Below are 23,020 nucleotides of genomic sequence, written 5' to 3' on the forward strand. Positions count from 1 at the left end.
ATCATTATGACACGTATAACTTTAATAATCTCGCTTTTTATTTGTCAACTTATCTTTAGTCAACAATCTTTATCTAAGCTCACAGAAAAATATACACCATACTTATCTGAACTAAATCAAGATATTGGAATATTAGTACATAAAAATGGTAAAACTGAAGTAGCTAGCATAGGAACAAGAAATTATAATCAACATACTATTTTTAATATTGGAAGTGCTACAAAAAAAATTACAGCCATATTAATTTTACAAGAACTTGAAAAAGGGAATTTAAATTTATCAGACAGCATTGGCCTTTATTTACAACCTATTAAAAATGTAAATTCAAGTTTAACAATTGAATCTTTATTAAGACATAGAAGTGGTTTAGGTGAACTGGTAGGAAAAAACTTTGAAAATGATTTTTATGCTAAAAATGATAGTATTTATAATTCAAACCCCTTAGATCGAATTCCTGAAAATAACTCAAAAAAAATTGGAAAATATTCATACTGTAATACTAATTATATTCTTTTAGGCAAGATTTTAGAAAATATTACCGATAAAAGTTACTTTGATTTAGTACGTGAACGCATTTTCATTCCTTGTAATATGAAAGAATCATATCCGTATGTTTCTAAAAAATTAAAAAACTTAGCAACTCCAATTCACAAAGGACAAGATGTAACAAGTTATTTAGATTATCGTTTTTTTGCCAACTATGCCAATGCAGCCGGTTCTATAGCCTCTACTCTACATGATATGGCTAAGTTTTATAATCACTTATTTCAAACAAAGACTTTAATTTCTAACAGTTCATTACAAAAACTTATCGATTTTGATGATGCTGATTATGGTTTGGGTATGACAAAATTTAAAAATGGTTTTGTTGGTCATGGTGGAAATAATCTTGGATATTCTTTTAGAGAATACTACAACCCTATAACAAAAAACATGATTCTTTTCTTTGGAAACTCTAGGTTTATTCCTTTTAATAAAATGCTTAAAGAAGAGCTATTTGCCTACTTAAAAGATGAAAATAAGAATATAATTTTTAATCAAAATATTACAACACATTTCAAAAAAACAATTGGTAAATACTTATTTGATTCTCATGGAATGAAAATGGAAATTGAAATATTGAAAAAAAATAATCATCTATACTTTTCTGCTCAAGGTGCTGAAGTAATATTAATAAGTAAAGAAAAAAATAAACTTTATAATGGAGCCTTTGGAGTAGAACTAGAGCTAAATCCTGAAAATACAAATCAATTAGTTTTTAGACAAAATGGTTTAGAGACTACTATAAAAAGGATTAAATCATAAGTATTAAATACAAAACTAGTCCCCTTTTATTAAACTCTTTTTTAAAACTTTATTAATATCCGATGAAACTAGAAATTAAAAATACTACAAAAAAATATTCCTCAAAAAAATATGCTCTACATAACTTTTCTTTAACTATAGAAAAAGGAATTTTAGGCTTATTAGGACCGAATGGTGCAGGAAAATCTACACTATTAAAAATGATTGCCACAGTTAACCAACCAACTTCAGGAATTATTTCATTAAATAAAAATAATATTATCAAAGACCCAAACTATATCCGTAAGCAACTTGGGTATTTACCTCAAGATTTTGGTGTATACCCTAATTTGAATGCTTATGAATTTTTAGAATACATTTCTGCAATGAAAGGTATTGGTGGAAAAAAATTGAAATCTAGAATTTCCCTTTTATTAGAAGATTTAAATCTTATTGAAGTAGCAAACAAACCTATTGGAACTTATTCTGGAGGAATGAAGCAACGTATAGGAATTGCACAAGCTCTTTTAAATAATCCTAAAGTACTCATTTTTGATGAACCTACTGTTGGACTAGACCCTGAAGAACGTGTTCGATTTAGAAATTTAATATCAGATTTAGCTAATGATTGTATTGTCATTCTATCGTCTCATATTGTTTCTGATATTGATACTATTGCCGATCGTGTTGCCATAATGAACAAAGGTTCACTAATTATTGAAGAGGTCCCTGAAAATATTATTCATACCATTTCTGATAAAGTATATGAAATCAATATTCTTAAAGAAGATTTAGCTTCATTTAAAAACTCTTATATGGTAGTTAGCACTACACGAAAGAAAGGAAAACTATCTGTTAGATATATAACGAATTCTCCTTTACAAAACTCTATTCAACAAGAAGCTAGCTTAGAGGATGCATATCTATATTTCATTAAATCCAAATAAACCTTTATAATCATGAACTCTTTTTTCACCACTATAAAACTAGATTATTTACAACGAACCCGCAGTTATAATTTTCTAATTACATTATGTGCAAGCTTAGCTATTGCTTATACTTTTGTTCCAGAGCCTAATGCTAATTATTCTACTATAAGAATTTCAAACTATGTTGGTTTTTATAACTCTTCATGGTTTGGTTATGTCACTGCTATAATGAGTAGCATTTTTTTATCTCTTATTGGATTTTATTTAATTAATAGTGGCATAAAAAGAGACATAGACACCAAAGTAGGTCAAATAATAGCAACTACAAAAACTAGCAATTTCAGATATTTATTCGCTAAAGTTCTTAGTAACTACTTGATTTTACTAACCATACTTTTGATTATCTTTTTTATGAGTATAGTACTTTTCTTTTTATATAATGATGGCTTTCCTTTTGAACCATTAAATTTTATAAAACCTTACCTTTTAATTCCAATTCCAGCTATGTTCTTAATTTCTGTTCTTGCTGTTATTTTTGAAGTCTTTCTAGGAAAGTACAATACCATAATGAATATTACTTTTTTCTTTTTGTTCTCTTTCTTAATGATATTTCAAGCCAAAACTGAAATTCAATATTCTTTAGATATTTTTGGAAATAAAATTGTAATCCACCATCTAGAAGAAACAGTACGAAATATAAAACAACTAGATAACAACATCGACATGAATATAGGTTATGTCTTGGGAAATGTACAAAAGTCTAATAAATTTGAATTTAATGGAATGGAATTTTCTACTTTATTTATTATTAGTAGGTTTCTTTGGGTTTTTATTGGTTTTATAGCCATTATTAGTGTTTCTTCTTTCTTCCATCGTTTTAATCTTAAAGAAAGAAAAGAGTCTACAAAAAAAGATAAAATTACTTTACATCAAACAGGTATTAATAATATTCAATTATTTAATCTTCCAAAAGCGAAGAATAATTATAGTGTTATACCTCTTATTAAAACGGAATTTCTGTTACTGTTTAGAAAAGGGAAACGTTGGTTATGGTTGATTAATTTAATAGGAATATTAGTTCTTTTTTTAACTCCTCTAAAAATTGCTCATCAAATAGTTTTACCTATTCTATGGTTCTTTCAAGTAAATAGAATTTCAGACCTTACTACTAAAGAAAATACTAATAACATACATTACTTTACTTTCTCATCTTTTAAACCTTTAAGAAGAATATTTTTTTCTCAAATAATAGCTGCAATTTTTTTAATGATTTTTTTAGCGAGCCCTTTGCTTATTAGATTTGCTTTTAATGGTAATATTATTGCCTTTGGCAGTATTATTTCTGGAGGAGTTTTTATTATAGCTTTAGCATCAACTCTAGGATTAATTACTAAAGGAAAAAAACTATTCGAAGTATTGTTTTTTATGGTTACCTATATGAATATTAATAAAATTCCCTTTACTGATTATTTTGGAGGAACAAACCATACTGTTGTATACTTTATTACATTATTTGTTAGTTCTATATTTTTATGGTCTTTAAGTTATTTTTTAAAAAAAACAGTATTACAGTCTTTATAACCTTATAAAATTGAAAAAATAAAGAGCCAAAAAACTTTGGAATATATTATTAGATATTTCTTAAACTTTGGTTCTTTATTCTCTTATTAAAACAACATTAGCGTTTATTGATTTCACCTTAAAATCAGGACTAGAATTTACTTTCTTTTCATTAAATATATTATTCATTTTTTTATTGTTTAAAGTAAACTCCCCATTAGTAGTTTCAATATTTAAAAGTTTATTTTTATTCAATTTTGCATATACATTTCCTAAGAAGAGTTTAACCAGAACGTTCCCTTTCACTGTATTTAGCTTAACATTTCCTTTTTCTATAAAAATAGACAAATCTCCTTTGTAGCTTTTTGATTCTATCCCTACTGTTTTCCCATAAATAATAATTTTTTTTCCTTTTGGGACTTTAACAACTGCACTCGCTCTTTCTATACGCTTTGTGATATACTTTCTAAAAACTCCATTATCAAAAGCTTTAAAATTTAATTTAAATCTAATTTTGACTTCTTCTCTATCTTCTTCTATAAGGATTGCATGTGTATTTGGGTTTTCATCTAACAGGAATACCTCTAATTTATCTTCTAAAGAATTTTCTATAACAACATCATCCAATCCTTCAGTAATAATTTCAATTACCTCTACTTGTATATTTTTCTGCTTCATTAACTTTTCCTGTGAAAAAATTAAAAAACTTGAAAATATGAAGATGGATATCAAAAAGTTTCTCATATAAAAAAAGCCTCTTTTATAGAGGCTTTATATTTTATTTATAATTTTTATTGCTTACGTTTAGCTTCAATGCTTAACGTAGCGTGCGGTACTAATTTTAAACGCTCTTTTTGAATTAATTTACCTGTAACTCTACAAACTCCGTATGTTTTATTTTCAATACGAATTAATGCATTTTTTAAATCACGAATAAATTTTTCTTGACGAATGGCTAATTGCATATTTGCTTCTTTTGCCATTGTATCAGATCCTTCTTCAAACGACTTAAATGTTGGTGAAGTATCTTCAGTTCCGTTGTCGGCTCCATTTTTATATGAATCCTGTAATAGTCTTAAATCTTCTTCAGCGTGTTCTATTTTCTTTAAAATGATTTCTTTAAATTCTTGTAGATCACCGTCAGAGTATCTTACTTTAATATCATCCATACGCTATATTTTTTCTATTAACATTTTACTTTTGATGGCATCGAATTCAATATCCGTACCAGTCTTTAAATCATCAACAAAAACTAACGTATCTGTTAATGTTTCAGCTTTTATATAGTTTTCATTTGCTATAACCGAATTCTCTAAATCGGCAGCTTGTAAAATTGTTAACTTTATTTTATCAGTTACATCTAAACCGGTCTCTTTACGTGCGTTTTGAATTCTATTAACTAATTCTCTTGCAACTCCTTCTTTACGTAAATCATCATTAATTGTAACATCTAAAGCTACGGTTAAACCTTCAGCATTTGCTACCAACCAACCTTCGATATCTTTGGATGAAATCTCTACATCAGCGGTTTCTAAATTAATGATTTTATCATTAATTTCAATGGAAATATTCCCTTCTTTTTCAATTTTAATTATTTCCTCTTGACCGAATTTTTGTATCTCATTAGAAATCAACTTCATATCTTTTCCAAACTTAGGTCCTAAGGCTTTAAAGTTTGGTTTAATTTGCTTAACTAAAATACCTGAAGCATCGTCTAATAGCTCTATTTCCTTAACATTTACCTCAGATTTAATTAAATCTGCTACAGCTAAAATTTCTTCCCTTTGAGTTTCTCCCAATACAGGAATCATTATTTTTTGTAACGGCTGGCGTACTTTGATTTTTTCTTTAGCTCTTAACGATAAAACTAATGAAGAAATAGTTTGTGCATTTTCCATTTTACGCTCTAATGATTTATCAACTAAACCTGCATTGTATTTTGGAAACTCTGCTAAATGTACACTTTCAAAACCTTCAGTTCTTGTAGCCTTGATTAAATCTTTATATAATTTATCCATAAAGAAAGGTGCTACTGGAGACCCAAGTTTAGCTACCGTAATCATACAAGTATATAACGTTTGATATGCTGAAATTTTATCTTGAGCATATTCTCCTTTCCAAAAACGTCTTCTACATAAACGAACATACCAGTTACTTAAATAATCTTGAACAAAATCAGAAATTGCTCTTGTTGCTTTTGTTGGTTCATACTCTGCGTAGAATTTATCTACTTTTTGAACCAATGTATTTAACTCTGATAAAATCCAACGATCAATCTCTGGTCTATCTTGTAGTGCTATCTCTTCTTCACTGTAAGTGAAACTATCAATATTGGCATATAAACTAAAGAATGAATAAGTATTATACAATGTTCCAAAAAACTTTCTGCTAACCTCTGTAATTCCGTCTAAATCGAACTTTAAGTTATCCCATGGATTCGCATTTGATATCATGTACCAACGAGTAGCATCTGGACCATATTTATCTAATGTTTCAAACGGATCTACTCCATTTCCTAAACGTTTAGACATTTTTTGTCCATTCTTATCTAATACTAATCCATTTGATACAACATTTTTATATGCTTTATCGTCAAAAACCATAGTAGCTATTGCATGAAGTGTATAGAACCAACCTCTAGTTTGATCTACTCCTTCAGCAATAAAATCGGCTGTTTTCCATCCTTCTTCTACTAATTCTTTATTTTCAAATGGGTAGTGCCATTGTGCATACGGCATAGAACCTGAATCAAACCAAACATCAATTAAGTCTGATTCACGTTTCATAGGCTCACCGCTATCTGAAACTAATGTAATTTTATCAACTACATTTTTATGTAAATCTACTTTGTCATAATTTTCTTCAGACATATCTCCTGATACGAAATCAGCAAAAATATCCTCAGTCATTATACCAGCTTCTACTGAACGTTGCATTTCTTCTTTCAACTCAGCTATAGAACCTATAATTTTTGCTTCTTTTCCATCTTCTGTTCTCCAAACTGGTAATGGAATTCCCCAAAAACGTGAACGCGATAAGTTCCAATCGTTTGCATTCTTTAACCAATTACCAAAACGACCTGTTCCCGTTGCTTCTGGTTTCCAGTTAATTTCTTCATTTAAAGAATACATACGTTCTTTTACATCAGTTACTTTAATAAACCAAGAATCTAATGGGTAATATAAAATTGGCTTATCTGTTCTCCAACAATGTGGGTAACTGTGTACATATTTTTCTACTTTAAAAGCTTTATTTTCTTCTTTTAATTTGATTGCTATTTGTACATCTACAGATTTTTCTGGAGCTTCTCCTTCAGCATAATACTCATTCTTAACATACATTCCTGCAAACTCTCCCATATCTCTTGTAAATTTCCCTTGCAAATCTACCAATGGCACTAAATTATCGTTTGCATCTTTTACCAACATTGGTGGCACTCCTGCATCTTTTGCTACCAAAGCATCATCTGCACCAAAAGTAGGTGCAGTATGCACAATACCTGTACCATCTTCTGTAGTAACAAAATCTCCAGGAATAACTCTAAATGCCTGCTCTGGTGTTTCATAAGGTAACGCATACGGCAATAATTGCTCGTATTTAATTCCTACTAAGTCAGCTCCTTTACATTCCGCTACAACGCAATAAGGTATTTGTTTATCACCTGCATTATAAGAAGCTAAATCTGCTTCATTTTCAACCGCTTTAAACTTTTTACCTGCAAATTGTTTTCCAACTAATGGCTTTCCTAGTATTACTTGAATTGGCTCGAATGTATATTGATTAAATGTTTTAACTAATACATAATCTATTTTTGGACCAACTGTTAAAGCTGTATTACTTGGTAAAGTCCATGGAGTTGTAGTCCATGCAAGGATATGGATATCTCCTCTGTTTTCTAAAAAGCTTGGTAATGTTTCATTAACCGCTTTAAACTGTGCTACTACTGTAGTATCTGTAACATCTTGGTAAGCTCCTGGTTGATTTACCTCATGTGAACTTAATCCAGTTCCTGCTTTTGGTGAATATGGCTGAATTGTGTATCCTTTGTACATCAAGTCTTTGTTGTATATCTGTTTTAACAACCACCATACTGTTTCCATATATTTAGGTTTATAGGTTACATATGGATCTTCCATATCTACCCAATAACCCATTTTTTCTGTTAAATTATTCCAGATGTCTGTATACTTCATTACAGCTTTTTTACAAGCAACGTTGTATTCTTCTACTGTAATTTTAGTACCAATATCTTCTTTAGTAATTCCAAGTTCTTTTTCTACTCCTAACTCAACTGGTAATCCATGAGTATCCCATCCAGCTTTACGCTTAACTTGAAATCCTTTTAATGTTTTGTAACGGCAAAAAATATCTTTAATGGTACGTCCCATTGCGTGGTGAATACCTGGTAAACCATTTGCCGAAGGGGGTCCTTCAAAAAATATAAAAGGTTTGTTGTCATCACGTGTAGTTATACTTTTTTCAAAAATGTTGTTTTCCTTCCAATAGTTAAGGATTTCTTCAGCAACATTTGGCAAGTTAAGCCCTTTGTATTCAGTAAACTTCGTACTCATTTTATTATAATATTTATTGAATTTGCGAAATTACGTATTTTCTTGTAATAGTTGGGTTTACGAAATAAAAAAACACCTCAAAAAAGGTGTTTTTATTTCTCTTCTACCTTAATTTATTTACTTATTTCTAAAGCTTGTTTTATACTTATTCTTTTCCCTTCTAAAAAAGGAACAATAAAAGCATCATTATAGCCTGCTTTTTTTAATTGATTTAATCTTTCTTCTATTTTTTCTAAAGAAATATTTTCACAACAATAAAACTTATACGAAGTACCTGCACGTATTACCTCAGCTTCTTCCAAATTAGCAAATGGCTCTTTTTCATATTCTTGCTTTTTAGTTGAGGCTAGTTGTATTTTGTATATTAATCCTTGTTTTCTTTTTACTTCTGATGTTTTATTATCATTTAATATGTAAAAATATGAACGACGATTTATTTGATGTGCCTCCTCTGCACATTTAGCTCCATTTTTTTCATCACAATCATTCAATAATTGTTCTTCTCCTAAACCTTTTGCACTTTGTATTCTATCCGACGAAACACCTCTTGAAACAATATACTTTTTGGTTGCTTCCGCTCTTTTAGTAGATAACCACATATTATACTTAGCTTCCCCTCTACTATCTGTGTGTGATTCAATTTTAATTACCATTTCAGGATGATTATTCATTACAGACACCACGTGTTCTAACTCATATGTTGCATCTTCTCTAATATCATATTTATCAAAATCAAAATAAATAGGATTGATTACTATTTGATCTTCAACTATCAAAGATTCTAATTGTAAATTAGTAGTTATTGACTCTTTATTTACATCAAGTGTTTCTACTACTTTTTCTTCACTCTTATAGTCATCTTTTGATGCTACTACCGTAAACTTCTTTTCACATTCTAGCGCATTAAAAGTATATGTACCATCTTTTTTTGTTTTTGTTTCAGTTACTACTTTACCTGTAGAATCGATTAACTTCACTACTGCGTCTTGAATTGGTTTCTCTGTTTTTGTTTCTGTTACTAAACCAGAAATAGCTTCTTTACAATTATATACTAAGAAACTATAAATATCATCATCTCCTTTTCCTCCTTCTCTATTTGAAGAGAAAAAACCATTATTTCGTTTCTTATTAATTACAAAACCAAAATCATCATAAGGTCCATTAATTGGTGCTCCTAAATTTAGAGATTTCGTATAATTACCTTCTACAAATTTAGATTCAAAAACATCTAAAGCTCCTAAACCTAAATGCCCATCTGAAGCAAAATACAAGGTATTATCATCTCCTATAAAAGGAAACATTTCTCTTCCTTCTGTATTTATACCTCTTCCTAAATTTTTTGGTTCACTATACTTTCCTTCCTCTAATAATTCTACCTTATAAATATCTGTTAAACCATAACCATTGGGCATATTAGAGATAAAATACAGTGTTTTTTCATCTAAACTTAAAGCTGGATGTCCTATTGAGTAGTTATCATTATTAAAAGGAAGTTCTGTTATATTCCCCCAAACATTTCCAATTTTTTCTGCCTTATAAATTTTAAGGTTTGCTTCTTTGTTTTTTCCTCCTTTTAATTTTTCTCCATCAGAACTTGTTCTTGTAAAATACATTGTCTTTCCATCTGATGTAATTACAGCATTAGATTCATGGTATTTAGAATCTACAGATTCAACTTTCTTAGAAGCAAACACATCTAGAATTTTTGCTTCTTCGTTAAAAGATTCTGTTCCTTTATAGATACTAAGATGTGGTTGATTATTCCAACTATACAACTTTTTATCATTGGTTCCATTAGGCTTCGTTGAAGCAAAATAAAACTCATTACCATATATAAAACCACCAAAATCAGAATACTTTGTATTTATTGAAAGGTTATTAAGATTTACATATAACTTTTCTCTATTAGTATACTCAATAAAATAGTTTTCATTTTGTTTTAATGCTTCTCCTCTACTATCTTCTTTTCTTAAATTATTTAATTTCAAAAGCCACTTATCTGACTCTTTAATTTTCCCATTACTTTTTAATACTTGTGCGTATTTAAAAATATATTCTGGTGAAATAATTTTCTCATACCTTTTAATTAATTCTTTGTACCATTTCTCAGCCTGTACAAAATTTGAATTATTGTAATAAGAATCGCCTAGGCGACTTAAGACAGAATAGGAAGTATCTCCTTTCTTAAATAAACTTTCATATAATTTGGCTGATTTCTTATAAGCGTACTCATTAAAATATTTATCTGCAATAGATTTTCTTTGCCCCCAACAAGTTACACTTATAAAAACAAATAAGTATAGTATCTTTTTACCCATATTTAAAATGCGTTTTTACGTATCTAAGCCACCCCTTATAAAGATAACTTTTTTTTATTACACTAAAAAATTAGCTAAGTCCCCTCTCTTTTTTTATTTGGTCGTAAGCTGCTTGAATTTGTTGGAATTTTTCTTTTGCCCCCTTTTTATGCTCTTCTCCCAAACCTTGTAATTTATCTGGATGGTATTTTTTAGCCATCTTTCTATATGCTTTTTTAATTTCACTATCAGTAGCACTTTTAGAAACTTCTATAATTTTATATGCATTACCTGAAGCATCATAAAACATTGCTTTTATTGAAGAATAGTCTCGTTGATTTATATATAAATAACTCGCTATTTTTCTTATCTCTTGCTCTTCTGGATTTGTAACTTGCCCATCGGCTTTCGCTATTCCAAATAAAAAGTGAAGTAATTGTAATCGAGTAGAATGCGTCATATGTTGGCGAATTTGCAAACAAACCTGACGTGTTGAAATTTGTTTCTTTATTATTCCATTGAATAATTTAAATGCATGATTTGCTCTCTCTTTACCATACATTCTTACAAAATACGATCGAACATAGTCTAATTCTCTTCTATCTACTCTTCCATCAGACTTTATAACAACTGAAGCCAGTATTAATAAACTTATTTCAAAATCTCCTGAAGTAGCTCTTCCCCTATATTGTTGCTGTTCTGCTTGTTCTTGATATTTTCTTTGCTCTTCTGTAAAATCTTCTATAGAAACCCCATCAATAAAACTACCTACTGCAAACCCTATGATTGCACCTATTGGACCTCCTAATGTAAATCCTGCTCCTGCTCCGAGCCATTTTCCAAATTTCCCCATTCTATTTTTTTAAAGCTGTAAAGATACTATTATGTCTTAATATAAAAGCATCAGTTTTTTAGGTTTGATTCTTGCTTGTAAATGAAGTATCTTTGCATCAAATTTTAATTTAAAAATATGTATCCAGAAGAATTGGTAAAACCGATGCGCGATCAGTTAATTGACGCTGGTTTTGATGCTTTATATACTGCTGAAGATGTTGATAATGCTTTAGCTAAAGAAGGAACAACGTTAGTAATGGTAAACTCTGTTTGTGGTTGTGCTGCTGGTACAGCTAGACCTGGTGCTATTGCTTCTTTAGGAGCTGATAAAACTCCTACAAACTTAACTACTGTTTTTGCAGGTGTAGAAAAAGAATCTACAGCTAAAGCGAGAGAATATATGATTCCTTTCCCTCCTTCGTCTCCTGCAATTGCTTTATTTAAAGATGGTAATTTAGTACACATGTTAGAGCGTCATCATATTGAAGGTCGTTCTGCTCAAGCTATTGCTCAGAATTTAGCAGCTGCTTACGATGAGTTTTGCTAATTATTAGATAAAAGACTTACAACAAAAAACCAGCAATATTGCTGGTTTTTTTATACTTTCTTAATAACATTCGTTACTATTCCCCAAATAATAAAATTATTTTCTTCTGTTATTTTTATAATTGGATAATCTGGATTCTCTGGTTGCAACCATACTTCATCTCCTTCAACGCGTAAACGTTTAACTGTAAACTCTCCATCTAAAAAACAAACAGCTATTTTGTTGTTTGTAGGTGCAATACTTCTGTCTATTACCAACAAATCATTATCATCCAATCCAGCACCAATCATAGATTGACCACTAACTTTTGCAAAAAAAGTTGCTTCTTTATTCTTTATTAATTCCTCATCTAAAGAAATACGTGTTTCTCTAAAATCGTCTGCTGGCGAAGGGAATCCTGCCGAAATACCAATATCCATAAAAATAGCTCCTTCATTTTCATTCTTTTCTTTTGGTAAAAAAAGAGTTAATTTTCCTAATGCTCCCATAATTTATTTCACCTTAATAATCTCGTTAATATTTGTAGTATACTTTGGAGACAAACGTTCTTGACGCATTTTCCAAGTACGTTTTAAATCTTGATTTGCTAATTTTACTTTATCAGATTTAAATGTTTTATTCAACTTATCAATTGCCTTCATCAAAGGTTTATGTTTTGGGTTTTCCCCTTCAAACATATTTAATTGATAATTATCTGAAGGCACTAACCCTGTTACAATAACTCCAGCTCTCTTATACTTAATTCCTTTTTTAAATATAGTTGTTACAGCTTTCACTGCACTTTTACTGATAGTTAATGTTGAATCTGTTGGATATGGAAAAACTACTGTTTTACTTACCCTATGCTGTTCACTATCTTTTTTATGGCGATCGCTGCGCAACATTACAACCACCATATGACAACTAGAATTTTGTTTTCTTAGTTTTTCTGCACAACTTGTGGCAAATGTAGAAATTCGCTCCTTAATATTATCTATATCTGAAAATGTATACTCAAAACTTCTTGTTGTTGCTATTGCTTTTTTTGTTACGGGTTCGTCCAATATTATTTTAGAATCTCCTTCTAAATCTTTCTTCAACTTCCAAACCGTAATTGATAAATTTTTTCGCACCCAATCATCGTCTAACTGAGTAAAGTCATAAGCTTTAACACAGCCTTTTGCTTTCAATTTTTTGACTAATCCTCTACCAATTCCCCATACACCTTCAATAGGCATCCATTGTAGTGCTTTAACTCTCTTTTCTTCAGAATCTATTACATAAACCCCTCTTGTCTTTTTAGGGAACTTTCGAGCAATTTTATTAGCTACCTTACTTAAAGCTTTTGTAGGTGCTAGTCCTACACAGGTTGGTATTCCTGTCCATTGTAAAATTGTATTTCTTATTTTTTTTCCATAAGAATCAAAATCGTAATTATCAAATCCTTTAAACTGTAAAAAAGCTTCATCTATTGAATACACTTCTACATCGGGAGAAAATTGTTCTAATATTTTCATCACTCGAGCACTCATATCTCCATATAAGGGATAGTTTGATGATAAAACTGAAATATTATTGTTCTTACAAAACTGTTCCCACTTAAAAATAGGTGCTCCAAAGGGAAGGTTTATCTTTTTTGCTTCATCACTCATAGAAATTACACAACCATCATTATTGCTTAAAATAGCAACTGGCTTGCCTTCTAAATTCGGATTAAAAACCCTTTCACAAGAAGTATAAAAGTTATTACAATCTACGAGTGCATACATAAACGTAAAGATAAAAAATCTTCTTCCATTACGCTTCTACATATTCTAAAATATCCAATTTTATACTCCCTTATAATCAAGTAAACTTTCCTTATTTTTGCTGTATGCTTAAGAAATTAAAAATTGACGGTATTGATAAAATTATTATCAAGCGACTAGTAAAGGATGCTCGAACACCTATTTTAAGTATTGCTAGAGAGGTAGGAATATCGGGTGCTGCAATACATCAACGATTACGAAAATTAGATAGTTCTGATTTAATTGATGGTTATAAAATGGTTTTAAATCCAAAAGCCTTAGGATATACCACAACCGCTTTTGTAGGGGTATTTTTGGAGGCTTCTAGTCAATATTCTTCAGCTATTAAAAGATTGAAAGACATTCCTGAAGTTGTAGAGAGTCATTATACAACTGGAAACTATGCTATTTTCATTAAAATACTATGTAAAAACAATGAAGATTTAATGCATTTATTAAATAAGGATATTCAAACTATAAAAGGGGTTTCTAGAACAGAAACTTTTATATCTTTAGACCAACAAATAGACCGACAAATAAAAATTTAAAAACCCCGAATGAACGATTTTATTTTTTACTTTAAAATGGGCTTGTTTCATGTATTAGACATCAAAGCCTATGATCATATTTTATTTCTAATAGTACTTGCAGTTGTATATCAGTTTAAGCAATGGAAAAAAGTCTTATGGCTTATTACATTGTTTACTATTGGGCACTCAATCACTTTAGCACTTTCTGCTTATGGAATACTAAATGTTAGAGCCGATTTAATTGAGTTTTTAATCCCTTTAACTATATTCATTACTGGATTAATGAATGTACTTACTGCTAAAAAAGCATCTGTAGGAAAAGAAAATCAAAACTTATTTTTCGCTCTATTCTTTGGTTTAATTCACGGATTAGGTTTTTCTAACTATTTTAAAATGATGATTGGAAAAACTTCAGACAAATTAGTTCCTTTATTAGAATTTGCATTAGGTGTAGAAGCAGCTCAAGTTATTATTGTTTTACTTATTTTGTTAGTAGGTTCTTTAGTACAATCTGTATTTGGAGTAAACCGTCGCGACTGGATTTTAGTCGCATCATCTATTGTAATTGGTTTTGCTTTTCAAATGATGATAGATCGTGTTTTTTGGTAAAAAATTAACGCCTAAACACCTTAATTCTAATTATATTAGCGTTTCACATAACTACCTAAATTACTCTTGAATAAAAAACAATTAAAATACGATAAGGCTTATTTAAAAATGGCTAGAGAATGGGGTAAATTATCTCATTGCAAACGAAAACAAGTTGGAGCCCTTATTGTAAAAGACCGTATGATTATTTCCGATGGATACAACGGAACTCCTTCAGGTTTTGAAAATTATTGTGAAGATGAGGAAGGATATACTAAATGGTATGTATTACATGCAGAAGCAAATGCTATTTTAAAAGTAGCAGCATCTACACAATCGTGCAAAGATGCTACATTATATATTACACTTTCTCCATGTCAACAATGTAGTAAATTAATTCATCAAGCAGGAATTAAACGGGTAGTATACGCAGAAGCATATAAAGATTGTTCTGGTATAGATTTTTTAGAAAAAGCTGGTGTTGAATTGACTTATTTACCTTATGAATAAAAATAACTTACCTATATATTTATCAATAGCTGTTGTTTTCGGTATTCTTATCGGAACTTTTTTTAACCAAGGAAACTCTAGTGGTTTAATTGGGAAAAACACTGCTAATGAAAGAAAAATTAAACGTCTTATTGATTATATAGATAATGATTATGTAGACAATGTAAACACCGATGAATTATTAGATGGTGCAATTACTGAAATGCTTGGTAAGTTAGATCCACATTCTGTTTATATTCCAAAAGAAAATCTTCAATTAGTTACCGAAAACATGCAAGGTAATTTTGTTGGAATTGGTGTTCAGTTTAGAATGATTGGTGATACCATTACCGTTATTTCTCCAATAAAAGGTGGACCTAGTATTAAAAAAGGAATTAAAGCTGGTGATAGAATTTTGTTAGCAAATAAAGATACTCTTTATGGAAAGAGGCTTCAAACTTCTCAAATAATGAAGGCTTTAAAAGGTAAGCCTAACACCAAAGTAGACATACAAATTTACAGAAAAACAAACGATAGTATTTTTGACGTAACTATTAATAGAGGAAAAGTAAATATAAAAAGTGTTGATGTAGCTTATATGCTAAACGATAGCATTGGTTATATAAAATTAGATCGTTTTGCTCGAAATACTTATAAAGAATTCAAAAGTTCTTTAGACAATCTTTTAGAAGATGGAATGACCGACTTAGTTCTTGATCTTCGTGGAAATGGTGGTGGTTTTATTGATATAGCTAATAGTATTGTTGATGAATTTTTAGAAGACCAAAAATTAATTGTTTTCACTAAAAATAACAAAGGTGATGTTGTTGAATCTTTTGCTACCGAAAAAGGAGATTTTGAAAAAGGCGGTTTATATGTTTTAATTGACGAAAACTCTGCCTCTGCTTCTGAAATTGTAGCTGGTGCTTTACAAGATAATGACAAAGGTATTATTATTGGACGTCGTTCTTTTGGAAAAGGATTGGTACAACAGGAAATGGATTTAGGTGATGGGTCAGCTGTTAGACTAACTACCGCTAGATATTATACTCCTACCGGACGCTCAATTCAGAAACCCTATAAAAAAGAAAACACAACTTCTTCTTACGATAGCGATATTAGAAATCGCTACTCAAACGGAGAACTTTTTAACAGAGATAGTATCAAAACAATAGACAGTTTAAAATTTACAACTCCTAAAGGAAAAACTGTTTATGGCGGTGGTGGTATTATTCCTGATCATTTTGTTTCCGTAGATACAACATCTTATATACCAACTATATTTTTTAGATCATTAAACAACTACGCATTTAACTATGTAGACAACAATCGTAAAAAACTTGCTAAAATTACAGTTGAAGATTTTATAAAGAATTTTGATAAGGACAATACTATTTCTGATCAGTTTTTATCTAAATTCAAAGACTATCAATTATCACAAAGAACAAAAAAACAACTAAGAGATAATCTTAAAACATTAATAGCTCGAGAACTCTTTAGCGACGAAGGTTTATACAAAGTAAATCAACCAAATGACAAAATGCTTCAAAAAGTTTTTGAACTAGAATCTCAATAAAAACAAGGCCTCGTAAATTTACGAGGCTTTTTTTTATAAAAAATTTAATATCACATGTAACCTTTCTGTAAATTGATGGTTTTTAATATAGAAACTAATCAAAACTAACACATTGAAACATCTAACTGATGAAGATTTAATGCTAGCAGTAGCTAAAGGAGATTTAGATACTATGTCGATTTTATTCGACAGATATCATGTGCGCATCTACAATTTCTTTAATAAGATGATTCAAAATAAAATGGTTAGTGAAGATTTAACTCAAGATGTTTTTATCAAAGTTTTAAAATATAGAACATCTTATAAAAATGGAAATTTTGCTTCTTGGATATATACCATAGCTAGAAACATTTTTTCAACATACTATCAAAAACAGAAAAAAGAGAGAACTAATATTATTGAAGATGATAAACTTAACTCAGAATTAATTGAATCATCAACAAATAATAAAGAAGAAATAGAACATTTAAAAGTAGCCTTATTACAACTAAATAATTCAGATAGAGAATTAATTGTAATGCATCGCTACCAAGGAATAAAATACGAGCAAATTGCTGAAATAATAGGAAGTTCAGAAAATGCCGTAAAGGTGAAAGTGCATAGAGCATTAAAAAAACTAAAAAACATTTATTTTCAAACAGTAGGTAATGAAGTGTAACGATATAGAAAATAAACTAATAGATTATATTGAGAAGAACCTTACCAAAGAAGAATCTTTAATAGTCGAAAAACATATTGAAAGTTGTATTACTTGTCAAAAAGAAGTGAAAGAAATGAAACTTTTTTTAGATGTAATTGATAATGATATAGAAGAAACACCTTCAAACAACTTAAAATTAAATTTTGAAACGTTTTTAAACAAGGAAAAAGAGCAACCTAAAGTTATACCAATACAACCAAAAACAAATTGGAAATCGCATATCCGTGTTGCTGCTAGTATCCTTATAGTTGTTAGTGCTTTTTTAATAGGTAAATATCAATCGGCAATTGGTTCTAGTAACTTAACCTTTGCTGAGAAACAAAAAATAGAAAAAGAAAATCAAGTATTGGCTTTATTAGAAAATCAATCAGCAAGTAAAAGAATTTTAGCAGTAAGTAATGCTGAAAAATTCACAAAAAACGACATAAAAATAATTGATGCTCTTATAAATAAACTATTCAATGATGAGAACGTAAATGTACGTTTGGCTGCAGCAGAAGTACTCTCCAAATTCTCATCATTAGAAAAAGTAAAAGCTGCATTAATCAAATCGCTAGAAACAGAAAAAGTACCCTCAATGCAAATTGAATTAATTCAAATCTTAGGAAATATACACGAAAAAAGAGCGCTCGAACCTATGAAAGAATTATTAGAAAAAGAAGAAACACCAAATTACGTAAAACAAGAAATTCAGTATAACATACCTAATTTACTGTAAAAAACATACAAGAATCATGAAAAAAATCATTTTAATATTATTATTAATTAGCGGTGTTGTAACTGCTCAAAACAAAGAATACAAACACTCTTTATCAGGGATTAAAAAAGTACGAATAGAAACAAATACTACAACAAAAATTACAGTAGGTACATCCAACTCTTTAGTACTTAAAAACTATAAACATTCTCACAACGATTGTAACAATTGCGATCATGATGATGACCACGACCATGATAACAGATTTCCTTATAATAATCATGATAAAACAAAAAAAGACAAACGAAAAGGTTTAACAGCAATTTATCCTGGAGGTAAAGACAATACAAATGGTTATGGATTTTCTCTAGAGAAAGAAGGAGATGTACTTTATGTTAAAGATTTAAAATCTCACTTTCAACGTAGTGGTATTCATTTAGAACTTCCAAAAAATATCGACATTTCTGTTGACACAGGCAACTTAGGAAGTCTAAATATAGAAGGTTTTACTTCTGAAGTTGAAGCTAATACCAATGTAGGAAGAATTACCATGATGGATGTTACAGGGCCTATAACGGCACACTCTACTGTTGGACCAATAAATATTGAATTTTCTAAAGTTAGTCAATCATCACCTATTACAGTAAGCTCCTCTACTAGTGAAATAGATGTTGCCATTCCTTCTTACACAAAAGCAAATCTAGAATTAAAAACTAACGGAACCGTGTACACTAATTTTGATATTGAAATTCCTACCAAAAAAGGAATGAAAAACGTAAGTGGAGCTAAAAGTATCGTGAGTACTATTAATAATGGAGGCGTAAAAATTAAATTAAAATCGTCTTTAGGAAACATTTATTTACGCAAAAAATAACCTAACACACAACAACATAAAACTATAAAAATGAAAAGATTACTCTTATTCATAGGATTACTATTGACTTATAGTAACCTAGCAGCACAAAAAAAAGTAACTAAAAATAGAAAAGCATCAGGAATTAACGAAGTATATATTCATGTGAAATTTGCTAAAGAAATAAAAATCGAAAACTGGTCAAAAAATGAAATTTCAGTACAAGCTACAGTAAATATAAACGACAATAAAGACAATGATTTTTTTAGCTTGAAGGAAGAAAAAACAGGAACTATTTATACAATAAAATCTAACTATGGTGATTTATTTAAGAAACATAAAAAGCATACAATAATTCATAGTGGCGAAGGATGTAATAGTTACAACTACTGTTCAAATCATAATGAAATGAAAATAAGCTATATTATTTATGCTCCTAAAAATATGCAACTTAAAATAAAGAGTATTTCTGGAAATGTAGACGCTCAAGCCTATAACGGCAAATTATCCTTAGACTTAGTTAGTGGAAATATTACCATAAAAAAACATTCTAAGTCTATGAATTTAAAAACTGTAAGTGGCGACATTGATGTTGCTATTTCAGATGCTAAATTTAAAGCACAAACCTTAACAGGCACAGTATACTCTAACTTAGATATTGATTTTGATAAAAACAGGAGTAAGTCTTATGGAAACCAAAAGATATACGGAACTGTAAAAAACGGAAAGGCTTCGTTACAATTAAAAACTGTAAGTGGTGATATATTTTTACGTAAAATATAACTCATCTTACAAAAACAAAACATTCACTCAATACTTCTTTTAAGATTTTTCTCTTAAAAGAAGTATTTTTTTTTTGCATAAAAGACAACCTATATGCAAAAAAGAATGTCTTATTTATATATTTACAACTAATAAAAAAAGTTAACCAAAAACTCTATTCACTATGAAAAAAAACCTTTTATTACTTCTTTCTATCTGCTTTATTATGGTTTCTTGCCAAAAAGAAAAACAACATAACGGGCATCCTGTAATTAACGCAAATTCTACAGGCACAAAATATAAAATTGCAGAAAATTGGTATGACGGATGGTGGTCAATAGCACCACAAGTAAAACACGACACCTTAAAAGTCTTATGTTATTCAAATCCTGAAAAGTTTATTTTTAAAACAGATATTGATAGTATATCCTTTGACGTATCAGCTGGTAAATCCTATGATTTTTATGTTAACCTTAAAGATTCTACCTATGCGCATACTATTATTACAGGAATTGATTTCCCTAAAGATAAAATAAAGTACGCCACAACCCCTCAAGACACAACCTTTAACATCTTATATGAAGAAAACAAAGGAAATTCATACTTGTCTGAATTAGCGGCTAAATACCCTGTTCAGGAATTTAAAAAAGATATTACTGATACTGAAAAATTATTACAAATATTAGACTGGACAAATTCTAGATGGAAGCATAATGGAAATAATTCCCCAAGTAAATCTGACCCTATTACAATTTTAGATGAAGCAAAAGCTGGTGGTAATTTTCCTTGCTTTGCTTATGCTATAGTTCTTAAAGCACAATTAGAAAATGCTGGTTTTAAATCTAGAACCATTTATTTAAAAACAAAAGATGCTGAAACAAGAAAATCATCTCCTGGTCATGTTGCTACTGAAGTATATGTTAACAGTTTAAACAAATGGGTATTTCTAGATGGGCAATTTAACATTATGCCTTCTCTTAACAATGTTCCTTTAAATGCTGTTGAATTTCAAGATGCTCTAACAAATAACTACAAAGACTTAAAACTAAAAAGTTTAAAAAAGGTTTCTAAAAGACAATATGCTGAGTTTGTATACGACTACCTGTATTATTTAGATACTAGTTTAGATCACAGAACTAGAATAGGCTCTAATATTGAAGCACATAAAATTAAAGATAAAACAAGTATAATGCTTGCTCCAGTTGGCGCACCAAACCTTACAAAAGTGAATTTTTGGGACTTGACAATAGATTACTGTTTATATACTAACTCATTAAATGATTTTTACGCTAAACCACAATAAATCAATTGTTTTAATAATTTTCAATTAAATTAGTAACTCTAAGTTATAAAAAAATTAAAGAAGTGTCCTCTTTACATTTCTGACATACGTCTTAATAGTAAATAATTTAAAACTTTAATTTATGAAAAATTTTATGATGATTTTTATCGGTAAAGAATATATCGATTTAGGACTTTCAGAAGAAGATGTACAAGCAAGAATGGAAAAATGGTTTGCTTGGAGTAACAAAATGGAGCAAGCTGGAATTTTACGTGGAGGTGAGGCTTTGACTCCACAAATAAGACGTGTTACTGGAAAAAACAGAACAATTACAGACTTAACTTCAGCAGATGTAAAAGAAGTTGTTGGTGGATACTTTTTAGTTGAGGCTAAAGATTTTAACGAAGTGCAAGAAATTGCACAAGATTTCCCTGATTATGACTTAGGGAATACTGTAGAAATTCGTGAAATCATGGTATTTGACAAATAATGAAAAACTCTCACATAGATCATCTTTTCCGCCATCATAGCGGAAAGATGATTTCTGTTTTAACTCGAATCTTTGGACTTTCTAACTTAGAGATTATAGAAGATGCTATTCAAGATACTTTTTTAAAAGCAAGTATTAGTTGGCAAAATAAAAATCCAGAAAATCCAGAAGCATGGCTAACTCAAGCTGCTAAAAATAGAGTACTTGATCTTTTCAGAAAACTTAAAGCAGAACAAAAGTACCTCCCCGAAATTAAAAGTGGGATTGAAGTTATAAGTATTAACGAATTGTTCTTAGACTCTGAAATTGAAGATGCACAGTTACGAATGATTTTTACTGCCTGTCACCCAAACTTAGCTCCAAAAGACAGAATTACCTTTGCTTTAAAAACTATTTCTGGATTTAGTATAAAAGAAATAGCATCTGCTTTGCTCACTAAAGAAGAAACGATTAAAAAACGTTTATTAAGAGCTAGAAAGACAATTAAAAAAACAAAACTTGAATTTAAAATCCCTCAAGGCAATGAGCTTCCCCATCGTATAGAAAGTGTCTTAGAAGTTCTATATCTAATCTTTAACGAAGGTTTTCATTCAAATAAAAAAGAAATTTTAATACAAAAAGAGTTATGTGGAGAAGCAATGCGTTTGTGCAAAAGCTTATTAAAAAATAAACACACAAATATTTCTGCAAGTTATGCCTTATTTGGTTTAATGTGTTTTCATGCTGCTCGTTTAGATGCTAAAATAAACACAGAAAATGAATTATTAGATTTAAGAGAACAAGATAGAAACAAATGGTCTTTTCCTTTAATTCAATTAGGCAATGCTATGATGAACAAAGCTGTGGAAGGTAATGTATTCTCTTCTTATCATTATGAAGCTGCTATAGCTTCAGAACATATCAAAGCTCCAAGTTTTAAACAAACTAATTGGAATAAAATATTGCAATGGTATCAATGCTTACACAAACTACAACCCAATCCTTCTCATTTACTAACTATGGCTGTTGTTTGTTTACAAAACAAAAACTACATTAAAGCCAATTATTATTTTGATCAATTACAACCTGACATTCTAGAACAGCGTTCTTATTTATTTTACGGTGCTAAAGCAGATTACTTTTTTGCAATAAATAACAAAGAAGAAGCTATAAAAAATATTGATTTAGCTATTGAAAAGGTTACCAATAAATTCGAAAAAGAATACTTAAAAAAGAAGAAAGCTACTTTTAAAAACTAATTTTAACTTAAGTTGTTTTGCTTTTTT

At 29.6% G+C, this 23,020-nt stretch carries 22 protein-coding genes; 15 read left to right on the plus strand and 7 right to left on the minus strand.

The window, feature by feature from the left end; all coding sequences use genetic code 11:
• The first annotated feature begins 6 nt into the window (after positions 1 to 6).
• The 3 genes from Q0958_RS00945 (at position 7) to Q0958_RS00955 (ending at position 3,794) form a co-directional block, all read left to right on the plus strand.
• The gene (locus tag Q0958_RS00945; protein ID WP_299118489.1) at positions 7 to 1,305 is read left to right on the plus strand and encodes a serine hydrolase; all 1,299 of its coding nucleotides are present in this window, start codon (positions 7 to 9) and stop codon (positions 1,303 to 1,305) included.
• Positions 1,306 to 1,367: 62 nt separating this feature from the next.
• Entirely contained in the window at positions 1,368 to 2,231 is an 864-nt protein-coding gene (locus tag Q0958_RS00950) for an ABC transporter ATP-binding protein (protein ID WP_299118491.1), read from the plus strand.
• Between the two features lie 12 nt (positions 2,232 to 2,243).
• Positions 2,244 to 3,794 (plus strand): hypothetical protein, encoded by a 1,551-nt coding sequence (locus Q0958_RS00955; RefSeq protein WP_299118493.1) that lies wholly within the window; start codon positions 2,244 to 2,246, stop codon positions 3,792 to 3,794.
• A gap of 75 nt (positions 3,795 to 3,869) precedes the next feature.
• Here Q0958_RS00955 and Q0958_RS00960 read toward each other — a convergent pair whose 3' ends face one another.
• The 5 genes from Q0958_RS00960 to Q0958_RS00980 all read right to left on the minus strand — a co-directional run bounded on the left by Q0958_RS00960 (position 3,870) and on the right by Q0958_RS00980 (position 11,494).
• Positions 3,870 to 4,451, minus strand: a complete 582-nt coding sequence (locus tag Q0958_RS00960; RefSeq protein ID WP_299118495.1) for a hypothetical protein — start codon at positions 4,449 to 4,451, stop codon at positions 3,870 to 3,872.
• A gap of 113 nt (positions 4,452 to 4,564) precedes the next feature.
• Positions 4,565 to 4,942, minus strand: a complete 378-nt coding sequence (locus Q0958_RS00965; protein ID WP_150898439.1) for a TraR/DksA C4-type zinc finger protein — start codon at positions 4,940 to 4,942, stop codon at positions 4,565 to 4,567.
• Between the two features lie 3 nt (positions 4,943 to 4,945).
• On the minus strand, positions 4,946 to 8,344 hold the full coding sequence (ileS, locus tag Q0958_RS00970) for an isoleucine--tRNA ligase (RefSeq protein ID WP_299118497.1): 3,399 nt from the start codon (positions 8,342 to 8,344) through the stop codon (positions 4,946 to 4,948).
• Positions 8,345 to 8,457: 113 nt separating this feature from the next.
• Positions 8,458 to 10,662, minus strand: coding sequence for an OmpA family protein (locus Q0958_RS00975; protein WP_299118499.1), 2,205 nt, complete (start codon positions 10,660 to 10,662; stop codon positions 8,458 to 8,460).
• Positions 10,663 to 10,732: 70 nt separating this feature from the next.
• Positions 10,733 to 11,494 (minus strand): TerB family tellurite resistance protein, encoded by a 762-nt coding sequence (locus Q0958_RS00980; protein WP_299118500.1) that lies wholly within the window; start codon positions 11,492 to 11,494, stop codon positions 10,733 to 10,735.
• A 117-nt stretch (positions 11,495 to 11,611) separates the two neighbouring features.
• On the opposite strand from Q0958_RS00980, the gene Q0958_RS00985 reads away from it, so the two are divergent.
• Complete coding sequence (locus Q0958_RS00985; protein WP_150898432.1) at positions 11,612 to 12,022, plus strand: BrxA/BrxB family bacilliredoxin; 411 nt, start codon at positions 11,612 to 11,614, stop codon at positions 12,020 to 12,022.
• A gap of 50 nt (positions 12,023 to 12,072) precedes the next feature.
• Here the strand turns inward: Q0958_RS00985 and umuD are convergent, their stop codons facing one another.
• Positions 12,073 to 12,510 (minus strand): translesion error-prone DNA polymerase V autoproteolytic subunit, encoded by a 438-nt coding sequence (umuD, locus tag Q0958_RS00990; RefSeq protein ID WP_150898431.1) that lies wholly within the window; start codon positions 12,508 to 12,510, stop codon positions 12,073 to 12,075.
• 3 nt (positions 12,511 to 12,513) lie between these two features.
• The gene (locus tag Q0958_RS00995) at positions 12,514 to 13,770 is read right to left on the minus strand and encodes a Y-family DNA polymerase (RefSeq protein WP_299118503.1); all 1,257 of its coding nucleotides are present in this window, start codon (positions 13,768 to 13,770) and stop codon (positions 12,514 to 12,516) included.
• 104 nt (positions 13,771 to 13,874) lie between these two features.
• Here Q0958_RS00995 and Q0958_RS01000 point away from each other — a divergent pair, with 104 nt between their 5' ends.
• The 11 genes from Q0958_RS01000 (at position 13,875) to Q0958_RS01050 (ending at position 22,993) form a co-directional block, all read left to right on the plus strand.
• On the plus strand, positions 13,875 to 14,336 hold the full coding sequence (locus tag Q0958_RS01000) for an Lrp/AsnC ligand binding domain-containing protein (RefSeq protein WP_150898429.1): 462 nt from the start codon (positions 13,875 to 13,877) through the stop codon (positions 14,334 to 14,336).
• A 9-nt stretch (positions 14,337 to 14,345) separates the two neighbouring features.
• Entirely contained in the window at positions 14,346 to 14,927 is a 582-nt protein-coding gene (locus tag Q0958_RS01005) for a HupE/UreJ family protein (protein WP_299118506.1), read from the plus strand.
• A 66-nt stretch (positions 14,928 to 14,993) separates the two neighbouring features.
• Positions 14,994 to 15,416, plus strand: coding sequence for a dCMP deaminase family protein (locus Q0958_RS01010; protein WP_255689253.1), 423 nt, complete (start codon positions 14,994 to 14,996; stop codon positions 15,414 to 15,416).
• Entirely contained in the window at positions 15,409 to 16,971 is a 1,563-nt protein-coding gene (locus Q0958_RS01015; RefSeq protein ID WP_299118510.1) for a S41 family peptidase, read from the plus strand. The genes Q0958_RS01010 and Q0958_RS01015 overlap by 8 nt, the downstream gene beginning before the upstream one ends.
• 112 nt (positions 16,972 to 17,083) lie before the next feature.
• Positions 17,084 to 17,629 (plus strand): RNA polymerase sigma factor, encoded by a 546-nt coding sequence (locus Q0958_RS01020; RefSeq protein ID WP_150898426.1) that lies wholly within the window; start codon positions 17,084 to 17,086, stop codon positions 17,627 to 17,629.
• Positions 17,619 to 18,389 carry a HEAT repeat domain-containing protein gene (locus Q0958_RS01025; RefSeq protein WP_299118511.1) on the plus strand — a complete coding sequence of 257 codons (771 nt, stop codon included), beginning with the start codon at positions 17,619 to 17,621 and terminating at the stop codon, positions 18,387 to 18,389. Before Q0958_RS01020 ends, Q0958_RS01025 begins: the two co-directional genes overlap by 11 nt.
• 16 nt (positions 18,390 to 18,405) lie before the next feature.
• A complete protein-coding gene (locus Q0958_RS01030; RefSeq protein WP_299118513.1) occupies positions 18,406 to 19,242 on the plus strand; it encodes a hypothetical protein in 837 nt (278 codons plus the stop codon).
• A 30-nt stretch (positions 19,243 to 19,272) separates the two neighbouring features.
• Positions 19,273 to 20,004 carry a DUF4097 family beta strand repeat-containing protein gene (locus Q0958_RS01035; RefSeq protein WP_299118515.1) on the plus strand — a complete coding sequence of 244 codons (732 nt, stop codon included), beginning with the start codon at positions 19,273 to 19,275 and terminating at the stop codon, positions 20,002 to 20,004.
• 163 nt (positions 20,005 to 20,167) lie between these two features.
• Positions 20,168 to 21,286, plus strand: a complete 1,119-nt coding sequence (locus tag Q0958_RS01040; protein WP_299118517.1) for a transglutaminase domain-containing protein — start codon at positions 20,168 to 20,170, stop codon at positions 21,284 to 21,286.
• A gap of 121 nt (positions 21,287 to 21,407) precedes the next feature.
• A complete protein-coding gene (locus Q0958_RS01045; protein WP_150898421.1) occupies positions 21,408 to 21,755 on the plus strand; it encodes a YciI family protein in 348 nt (115 codons plus the stop codon).
• Entirely contained in the window at positions 21,755 to 22,993 is a 1,239-nt protein-coding gene (locus Q0958_RS01050) for a sigma-70 family RNA polymerase sigma factor (RefSeq protein WP_299118522.1), read from the plus strand. Before Q0958_RS01045 ends, Q0958_RS01050 begins: the two co-directional genes overlap by 1 nt.
• Positions 22,994 to 23,020 lie beyond the last annotated feature (27 nt).

The sequence above is a fragment of the uncultured Tenacibaculum sp. genome (assembly GCF_947499065.1).
In the GTDB taxonomy this organism is placed as follows: domain Bacteria; phylum Bacteroidota; class Bacteroidia; order Flavobacteriales; family Flavobacteriaceae; genus Polaribacter.

Bases quoted from the DNA above. Each gene is read 5' to 3' on its own strand.
- Q0958_RS00950 (WP_299118491.1), top strand. From the start codon at position 1,368: ATGAAACTAGAAATTAAAAATACTACAAAAAAATATTCCTCAAAAAAA.
- Q0958_RS01025 (WP_299118511.1), top strand. From the start codon at position 17,619: ATGAAGTGTAACGATATAGAAAATAAACTAATAGATTATATTGAGAAG.
- Q0958_RS01015 (WP_299118510.1), top strand. From the start codon at position 15,409: ATGAATAAAAATAACTTACCTATATATTTATCAATAGCTGTTGTTTTC.
- Q0958_RS01040 (WP_299118517.1), top strand. From the start codon at position 20,168: ATGAAAAAAAACCTTTTATTACTTCTTTCTATCTGCTTTATTATGGTT.
- Q0958_RS01000 (WP_150898429.1), top strand. From the start codon at position 13,875: ATGCTTAAGAAATTAAAAATTGACGGTATTGATAAAATTATTATCAAG.
- Q0958_RS00965 (WP_150898439.1), bottom strand. From the start codon at position 4,942: ATGGATGATATTAAAGTAAGATACTCTGACGGTGATCTACAAGAATTT.
- Q0958_RS00985 (WP_150898432.1), top strand. From the start codon at position 11,612: ATGTATCCAGAAGAATTGGTAAAACCGATGCGCGATCAGTTAATTGAC.
- Q0958_RS00995 (WP_299118503.1), bottom strand. From the start codon at position 13,770: ATGTATGCACTCGTAGATTGTAATAACTTTTATACTTCTTGTGAAAGG.
- Q0958_RS01045 (WP_150898421.1), top strand. From the start codon at position 21,408: ATGAAAAATTTTATGATGATTTTTATCGGTAAAGAATATATCGATTTA.
- Q0958_RS01050 (WP_299118522.1), top strand. From the start codon at position 21,755: ATGAAAAACTCTCACATAGATCATCTTTTCCGCCATCATAGCGGAAAG.
- Q0958_RS00960 (WP_299118495.1), bottom strand. From the start codon at position 4,451: ATGAAGCAGAAAAATATACAAGTAGAGGTAATTGAAATTATTACTGAA.
- Q0958_RS00955 (WP_299118493.1), top strand. From the start codon at position 2,244: ATGAACTCTTTTTTCACCACTATAAAACTAGATTATTTACAACGAACC.
- Q0958_RS00980 (WP_299118500.1), bottom strand. From the start codon at position 11,494: ATGGGGAAATTTGGAAAATGGCTCGGAGCAGGAGCAGGATTTACATTA.
- Q0958_RS01005 (WP_299118506.1), top strand. From the start codon at position 14,346: ATGAACGATTTTATTTTTTACTTTAAAATGGGCTTGTTTCATGTATTA.
- ileS (WP_299118497.1), bottom strand. From the start codon at position 8,344: ATGAGTACGAAGTTTACTGAATACAAAGGGCTTAACTTGCCAAATGTT.
- Q0958_RS01035 (WP_299118515.1), top strand. From the start codon at position 19,273: ATGAAAAGATTACTCTTATTCATAGGATTACTATTGACTTATAGTAAC.
- Q0958_RS01030 (WP_299118513.1), top strand. From the start codon at position 18,406: ATGAAAAAAATCATTTTAATATTATTATTAATTAGCGGTGTTGTAACT.
- Q0958_RS00945 (WP_299118489.1), top strand. From the start codon at position 7: ATGACACGTATAACTTTAATAATCTCGCTTTTTATTTGTCAACTTATC.
- Q0958_RS00975 (WP_299118499.1), bottom strand. From the start codon at position 10,662: ATGGGTAAAAAGATACTATACTTATTTGTTTTTATAAGTGTAACTTGT.
- umuD (WP_150898431.1), bottom strand. From the start codon at position 12,510: ATGGGAGCATTAGGAAAATTAACTCTTTTTTTACCAAAAGAAAAGAAT.